The 14,306-nt window shown below is 70.8% G+C and carries 14 protein-coding genes; 5 read left to right on the top strand and 9 right to left on the bottom strand.

Features of this window, described 5'->3' with window-relative positions:
• Positions 1-144: 144 nt before the first annotated feature.
• From fxsA to ACFVXC_RS36535, 4 genes are all read right to left on the bottom strand, one after another.
• Entirely contained in the window at positions 145-678 is a 534-nt protein-coding gene (gene fxsA, locus ACFVXC_RS36520) for an FxsA family membrane protein (RefSeq protein ID WP_389914628.1), read from the bottom strand.
• A gap of 72 nt (positions 679-750) precedes the next feature.
• The gene (locus ACFVXC_RS36525; RefSeq protein WP_389914631.1) at positions 751-1,710 is read right to left on the bottom strand and encodes a polyprenol monophosphomannose synthase; all 960 of its coding nucleotides are present in this window, start codon (positions 1,708-1,710) and stop codon (positions 751-753) included.
• Between the two features lie 494 nt (positions 1,711-2,204).
• On the bottom strand, positions 2,205-3,848 hold the full coding sequence (locus tag ACFVXC_RS36530; RefSeq protein ID WP_389914634.1) for an amidohydrolase: 1,644 nt from the start codon (positions 3,846-3,848) through the stop codon (positions 2,205-2,207).
• Between the two features lie 57 nt (positions 3,849-3,905).
• Entirely contained in the window at positions 3,906-4,346 is a 441-nt protein-coding gene (locus tag ACFVXC_RS36535; RefSeq protein WP_389914637.1) for an Lrp/AsnC family transcriptional regulator, read from the bottom strand.
• A 199-nt stretch (positions 4,347-4,545) separates the two neighbouring features.
• Here ACFVXC_RS36535 and ACFVXC_RS36540 point away from each other — a divergent pair, with 199 nt between their 5' ends.
• Positions 4,546-4,989, top strand: a complete 444-nt coding sequence (locus ACFVXC_RS36540; protein ID WP_389914640.1) for a hypothetical protein — start codon at positions 4,546-4,548, stop codon at positions 4,987-4,989.
• 3 nt (positions 4,990-4,992) lie between these two features.
• Here the strand turns inward: ACFVXC_RS36540 and ACFVXC_RS36545 are convergent, their stop codons facing one another.
• The 3 genes from ACFVXC_RS36545 to ACFVXC_RS36555 form a co-directional block, all read right to left on the bottom strand.
• Positions 4,993-6,093, bottom strand: a complete 1,101-nt coding sequence (locus ACFVXC_RS36545; protein ID WP_389914643.1) for a phosphotransferase family protein — start codon at positions 6,091-6,093, stop codon at positions 4,993-4,995.
• Positions 6,094-6,106: 13 nt separating this feature from the next.
• The gene (locus ACFVXC_RS36550; protein WP_389914646.1) at positions 6,107-7,234 is read right to left on the bottom strand and encodes a hypothetical protein; all 1,128 of its coding nucleotides are present in this window, start codon (positions 7,232-7,234) and stop codon (positions 6,107-6,109) included.
• A gap of 616 nt (positions 7,235-7,850) precedes the next feature.
• The gene (locus tag ACFVXC_RS36555) at positions 7,851-9,062 is read right to left on the bottom strand and encodes an acyl-CoA dehydrogenase family protein (protein ID WP_389914649.1); all 1,212 of its coding nucleotides are present in this window, start codon (positions 9,060-9,062) and stop codon (positions 7,851-7,853) included.
• Positions 9,063-9,442: 380 nt separating this feature from the next.
• On the opposite strand from ACFVXC_RS36555, the gene ACFVXC_RS36560 reads away from it, so the two are divergent.
• Positions 9,443-10,771: a glycoside hydrolase family 18 protein gene (locus ACFVXC_RS36560; protein WP_389914652.1), complete on the top strand. Its 1,329-nt coding sequence runs from the start codon at positions 9,443-9,445 to the stop codon at positions 10,769-10,771.
• A 51-nt stretch (positions 10,772-10,822) separates the two neighbouring features.
• Here the strand turns inward: ACFVXC_RS36560 and ACFVXC_RS36565 are convergent, their stop codons facing one another.
• Entirely contained in the window at positions 10,823-11,485 is a 663-nt protein-coding gene (locus tag ACFVXC_RS36565; protein ID WP_389914655.1) for a TetR/AcrR family transcriptional regulator, read from the bottom strand.
• Positions 11,486-11,619: 134 nt separating this feature from the next.
• Here ACFVXC_RS36565 and ACFVXC_RS36570 point away from each other — a divergent pair, with 134 nt between their 5' ends.
• From ACFVXC_RS36570 to ACFVXC_RS36580, 3 genes are read left to right on the top strand one after another with little or no spacing between them, the layout of a single operon-like run.
• A complete protein-coding gene (locus ACFVXC_RS36570) occupies positions 11,620-12,234 on the top strand; it encodes a DUF6230 family protein (protein WP_389914658.1) in 615 nt (204 codons plus the stop codon).
• Entirely contained in the window at positions 12,225-13,235 is a 1,011-nt protein-coding gene (locus tag ACFVXC_RS36575; protein WP_389914661.1) for a DUF6114 domain-containing protein, read from the top strand. Before ACFVXC_RS36570 ends, ACFVXC_RS36575 begins: the two co-directional genes overlap by 10 nt.
• Entirely contained in the window at positions 13,232-14,161 is a 930-nt protein-coding gene (locus ACFVXC_RS36580; RefSeq protein ID WP_389914664.1) for a hypothetical protein, read from the top strand. Before ACFVXC_RS36575 ends, ACFVXC_RS36580 begins: the two co-directional genes overlap by 4 nt.
• Here the strand turns inward: ACFVXC_RS36580 and ACFVXC_RS36585 are convergent.
• The gene (locus tag ACFVXC_RS36585; protein WP_389914667.1) at positions 14,139-14,306 is read right to left on the bottom strand and encodes an SCO1431 family membrane protein; all 168 of its coding nucleotides are present in this window, start codon (positions 14,304-14,306) and stop codon (positions 14,139-14,141) included. The genes ACFVXC_RS36580 and ACFVXC_RS36585 overlap by 23 nt on opposite strands.

Below are 14,306 nucleotides of genomic sequence, written 5' to 3' on the forward strand. Positions count from 1 at the left end.
GGGCCACTGCTGAGCAGTGGCCCCGGCCTTCGTGCTGCCCTCACAGCCGCCCGCCCCGGGCGGGCGGCTGCTCAAGAGCCCGCCCAGCCGCTCAGCCGCTCAGCGCGGCGGGAGCTGCGGGTCGTCCGGGTGCGGGTAGCGGTCCTACCGTTCGTCGTCCCTGATGACCTCGCCCTGGACGACCTTGCCGTCCGGGCGGTGCATGCGGGCCTGCTGGAACGCGTCGCCGAGACCGCCCTGTGCGGCCTCACGGACCTTGCGCTCGAAAGTCTTCTCCGCCGTACGGCTGACGGCCTTCTGGACGGGAGGGACGAGCAGGAGCAGTCCCAGGGCGTCGGAGATCAGTCCCGGCAGGATGATCAGCAGGCCGCCGAGCATCGTCAAGGCGTTGCCGCCGCCCCGCTCGGAGGGGTTGGGCGCCAGACCGCCCTGCTGCTGTTGCACGGCCTCGCTCAGCTCGCGGAAGGCCCTGCGGCCCGCGTGCTTGATCACCATGCCGCCGAGCACGACACCGGCCACGAGCAGCAGGAAGACCGTGAGCCCGCCCGCCGCGCCCGCCACCACGGTGAGCAGCCAGATCTCAAGGACCAGCCAGGCGGCGATGCCGAGCGGCAGGAACCTCAGGACGCGGGAGCGCCGGGGCCGGGCGGGTCTGGTGGGCGATGCGCCAGTCGTCATGGTTCCAGTGTGCCTGGACCCGGCTCAGACCGGCGTAAGGAAATGATCAACAAGCGACCGCCGGAGCGATGGTCAGGAGGCCTTGGGATCCCTCGGAGGCTCCTCCGCCCCCACGGTCTCCTTGCGGCCCAGCGGCTCGGCGTCCTTGCGGCCCAGCGGTTCGGCGGCCTTCCCGCCAAGCGGCTCGGCGGCCTTCCCGCCAAGCGGCTCGGCGGCCTTGCGGCCGAGGGCGTCGGTGTCCTTGCGGCCGAGGGCCCGGCCCACGCGGCCCACCCTCTCCCCCACACCCCACGCCGTGACGCGCCACAGTGCCTCGGCGACGATGTCCTGGCTCATCTTGCTGTCGCCGAGCTCCCGCTCGACGAAGGTGATCGGCACCTCGACGACGTGATAGCCCGACTTGATCGCCCGGCGGGCCAGGTCGACCTGGAAGCAGTAGCCCTGCGAGGCGACCTCGTCGAGGCCGATGCCTTCGAGGGTCTCGCGGCGGAAGGCGCGGTAGCCGCCCGTGACGTCGCGGATCGGCACGTCGAGCATCACCCGGGAGTACGTACTGCCGCCGCGCGAGATGAGCTGGCGGTACTTGGGCCAGTTCACGATCCGGCCGCCCGGCACCCAGCGCGAGCCGAGGACCAGGTCGGCGCCCTTGAGCGCGGTGAGCAGCCGGGGCAGTTCCTCGGGCTGGTGGGAGCCGTCGGCGTCCATCTCCACGACCACGCCGTAGTCGTGGTCAAGGCCCCACTGGAAGCCCGCGAGGTAGGCCGCGCCGAGACCTTCCTTGCCCTTGCGGTGCAGTACGTGGACCTGGTCGTCCTGGACCGCGAGCTCATCGGCGATCTTGCCGGTGCCGTCGGGGCTGTTGTCGTCGGCGACGAGGATGTGCGCCTCGGGCACGGAGACCCGGACACGGCCGACGATGGACTGGATGTTCTCCGCCTCGTTGTAGGTCGGAATGATCACCAAGGCCATGCCGAGCGGGCCGAACTGCCTCCCCTGGTCACCGGTTTCGGAGACCCCACCGCCGTCGTTCACTACTGCCCCTTCGTTCGTACGCAGAGGACCACCATAGTGGCCGCTTCCCGCACGGCCACGACGGCACGGGCGGTTGAGGGAAGGGGAGTACTACGGGTCGGGGCCCGGCGCCCTTCGGGCCGACCTGGGGCCCGCTGGCTGCGGGTCGACCGAGAGCCGTTGTCTACTGAGCGTCCGGGCCCGACCCGGGTCACACCTGCCGACCCGGTGGAACGTTCCCTCGCATCCGCGGCGCGGGCGCTGGACCTGGCTCCCAGTGGCGGTGCGCCGGTGCGGCACACCACCCATGGCCCAGCGGCGTTCGACGTTTGCGTGGAGATTCTCCGGTCGGACGTCCTTTGGTGGACCCGGCCGAACCTACCGGCCTACGGCGGCGTTCTGTCAATAGCCGTTTGACCTGCGGCGATTCCAAAAACAGCCAGGTCAGTGCCGAGGATACCCAGGTCGCGCGACGCGACAACCGGCCGCGATCGGCGGTACGCACCGCCGGGACATCACTCGTCCGGCCCTACGAAGACCGGTTTTCCGAAGACGACCGTGCGCAGGCAGACGGGAAGTGCGACGCCGGGGGTCAGGTCGGGCAGACCGGGGGTTCCGGAGCGCGGGTCGGTCGACCAGCGCGCGACACGGTCGTCCGGCGCCTGGACCACTAGTTCCGGCGTACGCCAGACGGCGTAGTCGGCGGGAGCCCCCGGCACCAGGACGCCCGCGTCGTCCCGGCCGACGGCCCGCCAGCCGCCCCGGGTGTGGGCGGTGAACGCGGCCCGCACCGAAACACGGTGTTCGAGGGTCTGATGGAACGCGGCGGCGCGCACGGTGCCCCAGGGGTCGAGCGGCGTGACCGGGCTGTCGGATCCGAAGGCGAGCGGGACGCCGGTGCGCAGGAGGGCCGCGTACGGGTTGAGGGTGCGGGCCCGCTCCGCGCCGAGGCGTTGGACGTACATGCCGTCCTCGCCGCCCCACAGGGCGTCGAAGGCGGGCTGCACGGAGGCGGTGAGACCCAGCTCGGCGAAAGCGGCGATCGTCTCCGGGGTGAGCATCTCGGCGTGCTCCACGCGGTGCCTGGCGGCCCGGACGCGGGCCAGGCCGACCTTCTCTGCGGCCGCGCGGACGCCCTCGACGACCGAGGTCACCGCGGCGTCACCGATGGCGTGGAAGCCCGCCTGGACGCCCGCCCCGGTGCAGGCGACGACGTGCGCGGCGACGGCGGCGGCGTCCAGGTAGGCGGTGCCGGTGTGGCCGGAGTCGGTGTACGGCTCGTGCAGACAGGCGGTGTGCGAGCCGAGGGCGCCGTCGACGAAGAGGTCACCCGCCGCTCCGACGGCCCCCAGTTCCTTTGCACGGGCGACGCCTTCCGCACCCTGCTGCGCCCAGTAGCCGACGACGCGAGGACCGGCCTCGTCGGCGGCGAGGCGAAGCAGACCCGTCAGGTCGTCCTCGCTGGAGATCTCAGGGCCCGCGCACTCGTGCACGGAGCCGATACCGAGGGACGCGGCGTGCTTCAGCGCCGCGCGCTGGGCCTCGGTGCGCTGCCGCGGGGTGACGGCGCCGAGGGCGGTGGCGCGCACGGCGTGGTGGGCGTCGGCGGTCAGCGGCGCGTCCGCGTGGAAGCCGGTGCGCCCGGTGACGCCGGGGACGAGGTCGAGAAGGGCCGTGGTGACGACGGCCGAGTGGACGTCGATGCGGGAGAGGTAGAGGGGACGGCCGCCGGTCGCCTCGTCCAGCTCCGCGCGCGTGGGCGGACGGCCGTCGGTCCAGCGTGCGGCGTCCCAGCCGTGGCCAAGGAGCACGCGGTCGTGCGGCCGGTCGGCGGTGTGTCCGCGTACGAGAGCGAGCGCGTCGTCGAGGGAGCGGGCACCCGTCAGGTCCAGTCCCGTCAGGGCGAGTCCGGTCGCCGTGGTGTGCACGTGCGCATCGGTGAACGCCGGGGTGACGAGTGCCCCTTCGAGATCGACGACCTCGTCCACGCCGTCGGCGAACGCGTCGGCCGCGCCCTCGGAACCCACCCAGGCGACGTGCCCGCGTTCGACGACCATGGCCGTGGCGAACGGATCGGCGGGGCTGTGGACGTCTCCGCCGCGCAGCAGCACGGTGCGGTGGCCCTCAGGGCCGTTCTGGGGGGTGGTGCTCAGGCTCATGGGACCAGTTTGGCCCCTCCTTGCGCGGGCCCCGCGCAGGGGTCGCCCACGGGCGGCTCAGACCTGCGGGGGCCTGGCCTCGTACGGAGTGGAGAGCACGACCGTCGTCCGCGTGGAGACGCCGGCGAGTGCGCGCAGGCGGCTCAGCAGGTGTTCGAGGTCCAGGGGGGTCGCGACGCGCACCTTGAGGATGTAGTTCTCTTCGCCCGCCACGCTGTGGCACGCCTCGATCTCCGGGACGCCCGCGAGGCGTTCGGCGATGTCGTCGGGCGCGCTGGGGTCGAACGGCTTCACCGAGATGAACGCCGTGAGCGGCAGGCCGACGGCCTCCGGGTCCACGACCGCGGCATAGCCGCGCACGACACCGCGCTGCTCCAGGCGGCGCACACGCTGGTGCACGGCCGATGTGGACAGGCCTGTGGCCTTGCCCAGGTCGGTATAGCTCATCCGCCCGTCCTTGACGAGCAGCTGCACGATCTGTCGGTCCAGCTCCTCCATGCGCTGAACCTACAGGGCTCTTGATCCCTCCGGGTACCTGTCGGCGCGACGGCGGCACCTTCTCCGGGCATGTGACGAACGCCACATGCGTGTGACCGTGTCCAAAGGGATGCCACGATTACCTCTACGACGGGACGGGAAGTGCTTGCTGTGGCCGAGGCCGCAGCGCCTTCTCGGCCCACCCAAGGGGGAGAATCCCATGCAGAACTTGAAGCGCCCCGGTCGCTCTGCCCGCAGTAAGCAGCAGCGCTCCGATGAATCCATGTCGGCACTCGTATCGGAGGGCGTCGAACCGGTTGAATCCGAGTTCGACGCGTACGACACCTTCGAGATGTACCGGGTGACGTGCCCGGACTGCGCGCAGCCGATCGCGCTCCTCGCCGACGAGGACGTCCTGCCCGAGCACGCGCTGTGCGCCACCCGGTGGAATCCGTTCGGCCTCACGGTGTGTGCGGGCACGGGCCGCGCCGCGGCCGACGCGGAGCCCGCGGACGAGTCGATGGAGGTTCAGGAGCAGGACATGGCGCTGCTGTTGACGCTCCCTCAGGGACTCGACTGGCGCACCCAGCCCTTCTCGCACGTCGGCGGCCAGGCCTCGCGCCCGCGTCGCGTGCCCGAGCAGGACCGGCGCTCCGCGGCCTGACACCTACCAGTAGCTGCCCTGCACCATGGCCGCCAGGCTGGCGTGGTGCAGGATCAGCGTGTCCGGATGCTCGGGGATCGCGGCCTCGCCGAAGTGCACCTGCCGGTAGGCGACGCGCAGCATGACGACGGCGTGCCGCAGCGCCGCGTACAGCGTGTGGAAGTCCATGGACCGCGGTGTGTGGCCCGTGAGCCGTGCGTAGCGCTCCTCGATGAGGTCGCGGCGCAGGAAGCCGGGCAGGCCCTCCTGCCCGAAGCCCACCGTCAGGTCCTGGAAGAAGCGGTGCAGGTAGACCATCCAGCCGAGGTCGACCTCGCGGGGTGCGAGCGCCGCCATCTCCCAGTCCAGTACGGCCGCGGGGTCGAAGCCGTCGTAGATGACGTTCCCGATGCGTGCGTCGCCCCAGTTGAGCACGGTCTCGCCCTCGTCGTCCGGCCACCACTCCTCAAGGCGCTCGAAGGCGCTCTCGATGAGGGGTGAGCGGGGCAGCCCTTCGACCACCCAGTCGTAGTAGGCGCGTTGGGCGGCGACGTGGCGGCGCAGCGGGCTGCCTTCACCGGGCAGGGCGAGGAACTCGGCTTCCGCTACGGGCGCTTGGTCGTGGAGGCATGCGATCAGGCGGATCGACGCCTCTTCCAGGTGAGCGCGTTCGGCGTCGCTCGCCGCGTGGAGCCAATTCCCCTCGTACGTATAGGGCATCACGTCCGGCGGCACGCGCCCCTCGACCCGCTCCATGACGAAGAAGGGCGCGCCGAGCGGCCCCGGATCCTCCTCCAGCCACAGCACGCGCGGCACGGGCAGGTCGGTGTGCTCGGCGACGAGCCGCATCGTGCGGTGCTGGCGCGGCAGGTCGTAGACCGGGAAGATCGTGTACGCGGCCGGGTCGGCGGAGACGCGCAACGCGCAGGCTCTCAGGGGCGGTTCTGGGTGTTCGATGTCGAACAGGAGGGTCTCGCTCGACATGCCGTTGGACTCGGGAACCCGTACGCCGGTGGCCTTGGCGCCGGGCAGCCGCGCGCCGAGCCAGGCCGTGAGTCTGCGGGCGAGCTCCTCCGGGTCGCGGGTGCTGATGCGGGGGCGGGGCTGACGGGGTGCTGTCGGCATCGCGGGACTCCTCTCAGGGCGCGACCGATTCGAAGCCGGTGAAGCCGCTCGGGTCGTGGCGGCCGAAGCTTCCGTGCTCGAAAATGCCGTACCCCGTACGCCCGTTGAGCGTGAAGCGGGCGGCATGGTCGATGACCCCGTACGCGGCTCTCGGGTGCGCCGCGGGGTCGGACAGGTCGTAGGCGCGGCGGTCGGTCCAGCCACGCCCCTGCCAGGTGCCGTGCTGCCAGTCGTCGGCCGGCGGATAGCCCGCGCCCACGGCGAGCGGCAGGGAGGCGAGCACCTCGACACCGAGCTCCATGGGCTTACGGCCGTCGGGGTCGGTGAGGTGGATGACGGCGTGCTCGGGGTGGCGGGTGCCGGAGCGGTAGGTGATGTCGGCCTGGGGCCAGCCGAGTTGGCGGTCACGCACGCCGTGCCGGACGAGTGTCGCCTCGTTGAGGGAACGGTAGCCGTCCGCGTCCTCCTGGGCGATGACCATCAGGAAGCGGTCGTCGAAGCGCACCGGGCTCCAGATCCAGTGGAAGCCCTCGGTACCGAACTCCTCCTCCAGCCGCCCGCGTTCCTCCCCGGGTATCGGCCGCACACCCCAACTGCGATCGCGGGTCGCGGTCCACTGACCCGCCGTCACCGGTATGTCCTCGCCGCCGACCCGGATCACACCGGAGCAGCCGCCCGCCTGGACGAAGCGACGCCCTTCGAGGGAGAGCCGGTCACCGCGCCGCTGAATGTGGTGCGGCTCCCAGAGGGCAGGGAAGTCCGCGGCCCACGTGATGTCGTACGAGAGCGACGCGGGGTCGTCGGGATCGGCGGCGCACCTCAGGCGCAACCGCCGCAGTGGCTCCTCGACGGTGATGGTCAGCGGGCCCACCGAGAGGTTCATCCGGTCGTCGCCGAGCGCGTCCGACGCGCGCACGGCATGGAGCGTGTCTCCCCTGCGCAGAGTGGCGTACGCGTCGATCACACCCACGTTCGGGTAGACGCCGAGCCCGAGGATGAGGAGGGAGCGCCCCTCGTGGTCGAAGAGGTGGAAGATGCAGCGGTCGTAGGCGTTGCGGTCGCCCGTCGCGACCTGCTTCATGGACAGCGGCACCTGATGGATCGGGTACTCGTCGAGCGGGACGGGACGGTCGTCTGCCACGGTCAGCCTCCCTGGGCACACGGCAGTTCGCGGAGGCGCGGCGAATTCCGCTGCGCCGACAAGGCGTTGACGGTACGTCAGACCGCTTGACGGAGCCAGAGACGTGTCGGTCCGCGTTCACCGGACCGTGGGCGCGCGCGGCTCACGTGCACGCGGGGGCGCACGCATCATGCGGATGCCGGGCGACGCGGGGCGCCCCGGGCACGCCGCGAACTGACGCTCGAATCCGACGGGCGGTGACCTGTCCCCCGCGGGGCGCGTTGGCCGCGTATGACCACACCCACGCCGATGCCCATGGCGCACCCGCCGACCGGCCGACGCAGGCGCACCCTTCTGACGGTTCCCCCGGCCGCCGCAGAATCGGTTCCCCAGAATCCTCAGCCCCCGCAGCATCCCCATCCACCGCAGCACCATCAACCGCATCAACCGCATCAACCGCCCCAGCAACACCATCAGTCACCCCAGCAGTACCCGCAGCCCCAGCCGCCGCACCCCCAGGACCCGCCGATCTACCGCGCCCTCATCCGCAGCTGGGCCGAGCGCGGCAAGACCCTGCCGGGCCGCCACGACCCGGAGTGGGCGCGGCTCACGGCACCCCCGGTCAGGCTCGGTCAGTTCAACGCGTTTCGGGACCCGCGAGGTGACGGGCGATGACCATCCGCTGGATCTGATTGGTGCCCTCGACGATCTGCAGCACCTTGGCCTCGCGCATCAAGCGCTCCACGGGGAAGTCCGCGGTGTAGCCATAGCCGCCGAGCACCTGCACGGCGTCCGTCGTGACCTTCATCGCGGCGTCCGTGCACAGCAGTTTCGCCATGGCCGCCTGCTTGGAGAACGGCCTGCCCGCGTCGCGCAACCGCGCCGCGGAGAGATAGAGCGCCCGCCCCGCCTCGATCTGCGTCGCCATGTCCGCGAGCATGAACCGAAGGCCCTGGAAGTCCGCGATCGGCCGCCCGAACTGCCGCCGCTCGGTGGCGTATCGAAGCGCCTCGTCGAGCGCCGCCTGGGCCACTCCGACGGCACAGGCCGCGATGCCGAGCCGCCCCGAGTCGAGCGCGGAGAGCGCGATCGCGAAGCCCTGCCCCTCCTCGCCGATGCGGCGGGCGTCGGACACCCGCACCCCGTCGAAGTGGATCTGGGCGGTGGGTGAGCCCTTCATGCCCATCTTCTTCTCCGGCTGCGCCGCGCTCAGGCCCTCGGCGTCGCCCGGCACGAGGAACGCGGAGATGCCGCGGGCGCCTTCGCCGCCGGTGCGGGCAAGGACGGTGCAGAAGTCGGCCACCCCGCCGTGCGTGATCCAGGCCTTGGTCCCGGTGATCACCCAGTCTCCCCCGCTCCCGGCTCCGCTCGAACGGGAGGCACCCCCCTCCTCGCGCACGGCCTTCGTCCGCAGGGACGCGGCGTCCGAGCCGGACGCGGGCTCGGAGAGGCAGTACGCCCCGAGCAGTCCGCCGCCGAGCATCGCGGGCAGGTGCTCGGCCTGCTGCTCCTTGGTGCCGTACCCCGCGAGCGCGTGGCAGGACAGGGAGTGGACGCTGACGCCGAGGCCGACGGTGAGCCGGGCGGCGGCGAGCTCTTCAAGGACCTGGAGATAGACCTCGTACGGCTGGTCGCCGCCGCCGAACTCACTCGCGTACGGAAGTCCGAGCAGTCCGGAATCGGAGAGGAGGGTGAAGACCTCGCGCGGGAAGTGCCCGGCGTCCTCCTCCTCGGCCGCGCGGGGAGCTATCTCCCGCTGGACGAGGTCACGGACGAGCGAGAACAGATCCCGCGCCTCGTCCGTGGGCGGCTGACGGTCCACCGGTTGCTGCAAGGTTCGCTCAGGCATGGCGATCGCATCCTCCCTCTCGGCACTGCGGCGGACCCGCGGGGTAGTACGGGCGCCACCGTGTCTCACGGCCCGGCCAGTGGTGCCCTTCCGGGTCGCGGAAGGCGCTGTGACCAGCGGCTCTGGCGCGTTGAGTATGCCCGATCGGGGGCTGCCAGTCACTAGTTAACGACCGCTTACTCAAAAGATAGCCGACGCCCGCAAGGGGAGGGCGCGGAATTGGTCCGAACCATTGACCCCACTGGTCTAGTCCTCCTAGAGTCCAGTCGAGCGCTTTACCGCGTTCATGCCAATTCAACGTTCACCGACGTCAGCTGGCACCCGCAGGTCAACAGCACCATGTCCCCCCATGCGCCTCTCTCCCCCCACGAGGAGAAACGATGCTCAGACCGCACCTTCCCCGCGCCCCCTTCCGGGCGCTCATCGCCACCGCGTGTTGTGCCGTGCTCGGCGGAGGTCTGCTCGCCGGAGCGGGCACCGCCACCGCGGGACCCGACAACGGGTCCGTCAAGGCCGCGAGCTCGCAGGCCGCTGCCGGGACCGAGGCCACAGCCGGTTCCAAGACCGCTGCCGGTTCCAAGACCTCTGTCGGCTCCAACGCCGCTGCCGGTTCCAAGGTCGTCGGGTACTTCACCGAATGGGGTGTCTACGACCGGAATTACCACGTCAAGAACATCGAGACCTCCGGCTCGGCCGACAAGCTCACACACATCAACTACGCCTTCGGCAACGTCCAGGGCGGCAAGTGCACGACGGGCGACGCCTACGCGGCGACCGACAAGGCGTACACCGCCGACCAGTCCGTGGACGGCGTCGCCGACACCTGGGACCAGGACCTGCGCGGCAACTTCAACCAGCTCCGCAAGCTCAAGAAGCTCCACCCCGACCTCAAGGTCCTGTGGTCCTTCGGCGGCTGGACCTGGTCCGGCGGCTTCACCGAGGCCGCCAAGAACCCGGCCGCGTTCGCCCAGTCCTGCTACGACCTGGTCGAGAACTCCAAGTGGGCCGATGTCTTCGACGGCATCGACATCGACTGGGAGTACCCGAACGCCTGCGGCCTGACCTGTGACACCAGCGGGCGCGCGGCGTACAAGGACGTGATGTCCGCGGTGCGTTCGAAGTTCGGCGGCGACAACCTCGTCACCGCGGCCATCCCGGCCGACGCCGAGGAGGGCGGCAAGATCGACGCCGCCGACTACGCGGGCGCCGCCCAGTACGTCGACTGGTACAACCCGATGACGTACGACTACTTCGGCGCCTGGGACGCGAAGGGCCCGACCGCCCCGCACTCGCCGCTGAAGGCGTACGAAGGCGCGCCCAAGGCGACCTGGAACACGGACTCCACGATCAAGAAGCTCCAGGGTCTCGGCGTCCCGTCCGACAAGCTCCTGCTCGGCATCGGTTTCTACGGCCGCGGCTGGACCGGCGTCACGCAGAAGGAGCCCGGCGGCACCGCGACCGGCGCCGCCGCGGGCAAGTACGAGGCGGGCATCGACGACTACAAGGAACTCAAAGCCAAGTGCCCGGCCAACGGCACGGTCGGCGGGACCGCGTACGCGCACTGCGGGAACGACTGGTGGAGCTATGACACCCCGGCGACCATCGCGGGGAAGATGGACTACAAGAACCAGGCGGGCCTGGGCGGCACCTTCTTCTGGGAGCTCAGCGGCGACACGGCGAACGGCGAGCTGATCAAGGCCATCAACTGATCTGCCGCGCGGGGTGATCGGGGCGGGAGCCGGCCGGCTCCCGCCCCTTCCTCATGGCCGTGGCGGGGCGGGGAACGACGGCTCGAACTCCTCGATGACGCGCAGGGTGTCGCCCAGGGTCCGCACGAGCAGGTCGCAGACCGTCTCACGCGCGAGGCCCCGCACGCCGATCCAGTCGAGCGTGACGCCCTCGACGCTGCACAGCCAGCCGAGCAGTGCCGTGCGTGCGAGATCCGGGATGTCGCGGCGGCCGTACGCGCCGTCGGCGATCGCCCCGATCAGGGCCGCGCGCACACCGTCGCGAATGGCCTGCACCTCGGCGTCGAAGCCGACACCGCCGCTAATGATGGTGCGGTACGCCGCCTGATGGTGTTCGGCGTAGCGCAGATAGCCGTCGATGGTGCTGTGCACCCGCTCCACGGGCGGCAGGTCGTCGTGGCGTCCGGCGCGCGCGACCAGTTCCGCGACCGAGTCCTCGACGATCGCGAGGTAGTAGCCGCGCTTGGACTTGAAGTAGTAGTAGATCAGCCCCTTGGCGACGCACGCCTGTTTGGCGATGTCGTCCATCGAGAGTGCGTCGTAGGACGTGTCGGCGAACAACTTCCGCCCGATGGTGATGAGTTCGGCGCGGCGCGCCACGGAGCGGTCGGTGCCGCGCGCCTGCGGGCGGGCGTCCACGGGACGGTCGGCGCCGCGCTGTTGACTATTATTCAATTTCGGCCCTAGTCTCCAACTGCCTCGGGTATCCGCAGTATGGCAGAAGCACGCCACCTGCCGGTTCTGCGTCCTTGGGCGCTCTCTCACGCACTCCCCCTACGCACCTGGACCGACGTACGGGAGGAAGATTCATGAGCGCAGCGCGCACCCCTTCGCGCGAAGGCAGAACCTCCTGGAAGAAGACGGCCGTCGTGGCCCTGCCGGCCGTTCTGGCCGTCGGCGCGATGGCCTCCGTGATGGCCGAGGGGGCGCTCGCCGCCTCCTTCGCCGTCTCCGGCACCAGCTTCCAGGTGTCATCCGGCAAGCTCACAAGCCAGGGCCTGTCCTCCTACGTACAGACCGACCGGGACATCGACGGCAAGGGGCACCCGGTGGCGCTCCTCGGAATCGGTGACGCGACCCTGTCCGACATCTGCCAGGCGGCCGAGGTGAAGACCCCCGTGGGCACCGTGGTGTTCAAGCTGACCGCGGGCGGCCCGGCGGGCGAGGTCACCGCGAGCAACCTCATCATCGACGGCGAGGACCTCCAGGGCGACGCCCGCTTCGGCACCGCCGAGATCGGCCGGGACGCCTCGACCCTCGACGAGGTGTCCGGAGTCAGGGGCGAGAAGGGGAAGTTCGGGCTCCAGGCCGGGGACATCACCGTCTCCGGGGTGAAGTCCCACGCCTGGTCGGCGACCGGCGGGAACTTCCGGCTCAAGGGCATGAAGCTCGACGTCAGCCTCGGCGGCAAAAAATGCTTCTGACCGGCGGCCGGAGAGCCGCAACCGGAGGCAGAGGCGGCATCGGCGCGTGGCGCAGAGACGGCGGCGGCTGGCTCGACGAGCGCCTGCCGCTGCCAAAAGCACGCCGGGTGCTGCGCACGTGGCGGCGCACCCGGCCGTTCTGGGGCGGTCTCCTGCTCGTCCTGGGCGGCGCCGAGCTGCTCCTCGTGCCGCTGTCGCCGCTGACGGTCCTGGTCAGCCTGGGGCTCGGCGGACTCGCGGCGATCGGCATCGGGCTCGCCCTGATCGCCGCCGGGATCTTCCTGTGGCTCCTGCCGCACGCCCATCACTATGTGAGCGTCAACGCCCTGATCCTGTCGGTGCTCTCGTTCGCGGCCACGAACCTGGGCGGGTTCCTGGTGGGCATGGTGCTCGGCATCGTGGGCAGCGCGATGGGCTTCGGCTGGACGCCGACGGCCCAGGACACGGGCGAGGACACGGACGAGGACCCCGAGCGGCCCAAGGTGCGGGACGGGCAGGGCGTACGCACGCTCGGTGTGCTGCTTCCGGTGGTCATCATCGGGGCGACGCTGTGGGGCGGTACTCCGGCGCGGGCCGAGCCCGGCGACGCGATCGCGGCGGCGCGGACGCCGCCGACGGTCACCACCACGCTCTTCTCGCCGCAGGGTTTCCTGCTGGCAGGCGTACGCGAGATCCCCACGGCCGACGGGCCGTTGAAGGTCATGGTGCTGCGGATGAAGGCCGCGTCGCTCACCGACTACCGGCTCACGACACGCGACGGGAGCGAGGAACTCGCCCTGGGCGCCGACACCTTGGACCTGAGTGGCTCCGTCACGCTCTACCTGACGAAGTTCAAGGGCTGCCTGGAAGGCCTGCTCTGCCTGACCTTCACCCCCGACAGACTGCCGGTGCCGCCCGTCGTGCCGCCGTTCGTCTTCATGACCGACGTCCAGGCCGAACAGGCCCTGGTGACATCGGACTCGATCGTGGCGGGCGGACTCACCCTGAAGGCATCGGCATGATCCAGATCCAGGCCGCCCTCTTCTGGGCGTACGCGATCGGCGCGACGTTCGCACTCTCGGCGGGCCGGCAGCTGCAGGTGTGGGAGCGGATCAACGCGGGCGAGGGGCCGCGCACGCGCAGCCGCGCGGCCAATCCCTATCTGGCGCTCACCACGCTGTTCGCGGCGGTCCTGATGGTGCCGACGGGGCTCTTCCTGTTCTGGCAGAACCCCGCGTGGGCGACGATGCACGTCGCGGACGGGCACGACGGGGTGTGGGCGGGGTTCGTGCTCTTCTACGCGGGCGGCATCCCCGTGGCCGCGATCCTAGGGTTCCTGGTGGCGCAGGGGCTCGTCCTGGTCGGGGCGGGCTACTGGGCGTATCTCCAGTGCGTGGGCGGGTACTTCCTGCTCTTCGGGACCCTGATCCACGGCTGGGACGGCAGGGGGTACGAGCGGTTCCTCTCCCCATCGGCACGGGACTTCGCCGGCTGGCGGCAGGACAGCGTGGTCAACCACGTACTGGACTTCCTGACGTCAGGGACGTTCCTCGCCCTGCTCCTCTTCGGCGCGGCCGTGATCGGCACGATGCTGTTCACGGAGATCGGCTGGCTGATGGAGGGCTGGTCGCTGCCCGGTGCGGACGAGGACCGCGAGGTGCACCGGTTCCTGGCGATCGCCATCGCGGCGGCCGGGGTATACGGCCTGCCGTTCGTCGGGGCACTGATCGCCAGCGTCCTCGTGCGGCTCCTGGGCGGGTGGATCGGCCTGCCGCTGTTCGCGGTCCTCGCGGGGCTCGCGCTGCTGTCGCGGCGCTCGCCCGTGCGATGGCTCTACGGCCTGGTGGGGGTGCCGCACCGGCACTGGCGGGCGGACCTCGATCCGACCCCGGACCGCGACACCCGAGAAGATCCTGAGACCTGGGTCACAACAGACCGGTCTGCGTGACGAGCATGGCGAGGACGACGACGAGCGTCCAGCCGAGGACGTGCTCAAGGACCTTCGGGCCGTCTTCCTCGGGGCCGCCGGTGCGCGTGGTCGCGCGGGTCTGTGCGGTGGCAGTGGCTGTGGCTGTGGCTGTGGCAGCGGTCAT

Origin of the sequence: Streptomyces sp. NPDC058257, assembly GCF_042881845.1 — a bacterium.
Lineage (GTDB): Bacteria > Actinomycetota > Actinomycetes > Streptomycetales > Streptomycetaceae > Streptomyces.

Bases quoted from the DNA above. Each gene is read 5' to 3' on its own strand.
- ACFVXC_RS36570 (WP_389914658.1), top strand. From the start codon at position 11,620: ATGAGCGCAGCGCGCACCCCTTCGCGCGAAGGCAGAACCTCCTGGAAG.
- ACFVXC_RS36540 (WP_389914640.1), top strand. From the start codon at position 4,546: ATGCAGAACTTGAAGCGCCCCGGTCGCTCTGCCCGCAGTAAGCAGCAG.
- ACFVXC_RS36560 (WP_389914652.1), top strand. From the start codon at position 9,443: ATGCTCAGACCGCACCTTCCCCGCGCCCCCTTCCGGGCGCTCATCGCC.
- ACFVXC_RS36535 (WP_389914637.1), bottom strand. From the start codon at position 4,346: ATGGAGGAGCTGGACCGACAGATCGTGCAGCTGCTCGTCAAGGACGGG.
- fxsA (WP_389914628.1), bottom strand. From the start codon at position 678: ATGACGACTGGCGCATCGCCCACCAGACCCGCCCGGCCCCGGCGCTCC.
- ACFVXC_RS36575 (WP_389914661.1), top strand. From the start codon at position 12,225: ATGCTTCTGACCGGCGGCCGGAGAGCCGCAACCGGAGGCAGAGGCGGC.
- ACFVXC_RS36580 (WP_389914664.1), top strand. From the start codon at position 13,232: ATGATCCAGATCCAGGCCGCCCTCTTCTGGGCGTACGCGATCGGCGCG.
- ACFVXC_RS36585 (WP_389914667.1), bottom strand. From the start codon at position 14,306: ATGACCGCTGCCACAGCCACAGCCACAGCCACTGCCACCGCACAGACC.
- ACFVXC_RS36555 (WP_389914649.1), bottom strand. From the start codon at position 9,062: ATGCCTGAGCGAACCTTGCAGCAACCGGTGGACCGTCAGCCGCCCACG.
- ACFVXC_RS36530 (WP_389914634.1), bottom strand. From the start codon at position 3,848: ATGAGCCTGAGCACCACCCCCCAGAACGGCCCTGAGGGCCACCGCACC.
- ACFVXC_RS36545 (WP_389914643.1), bottom strand. From the start codon at position 6,093: ATGCCGACAGCACCCCGTCAGCCCCGCCCCCGCATCAGCACCCGCGAC.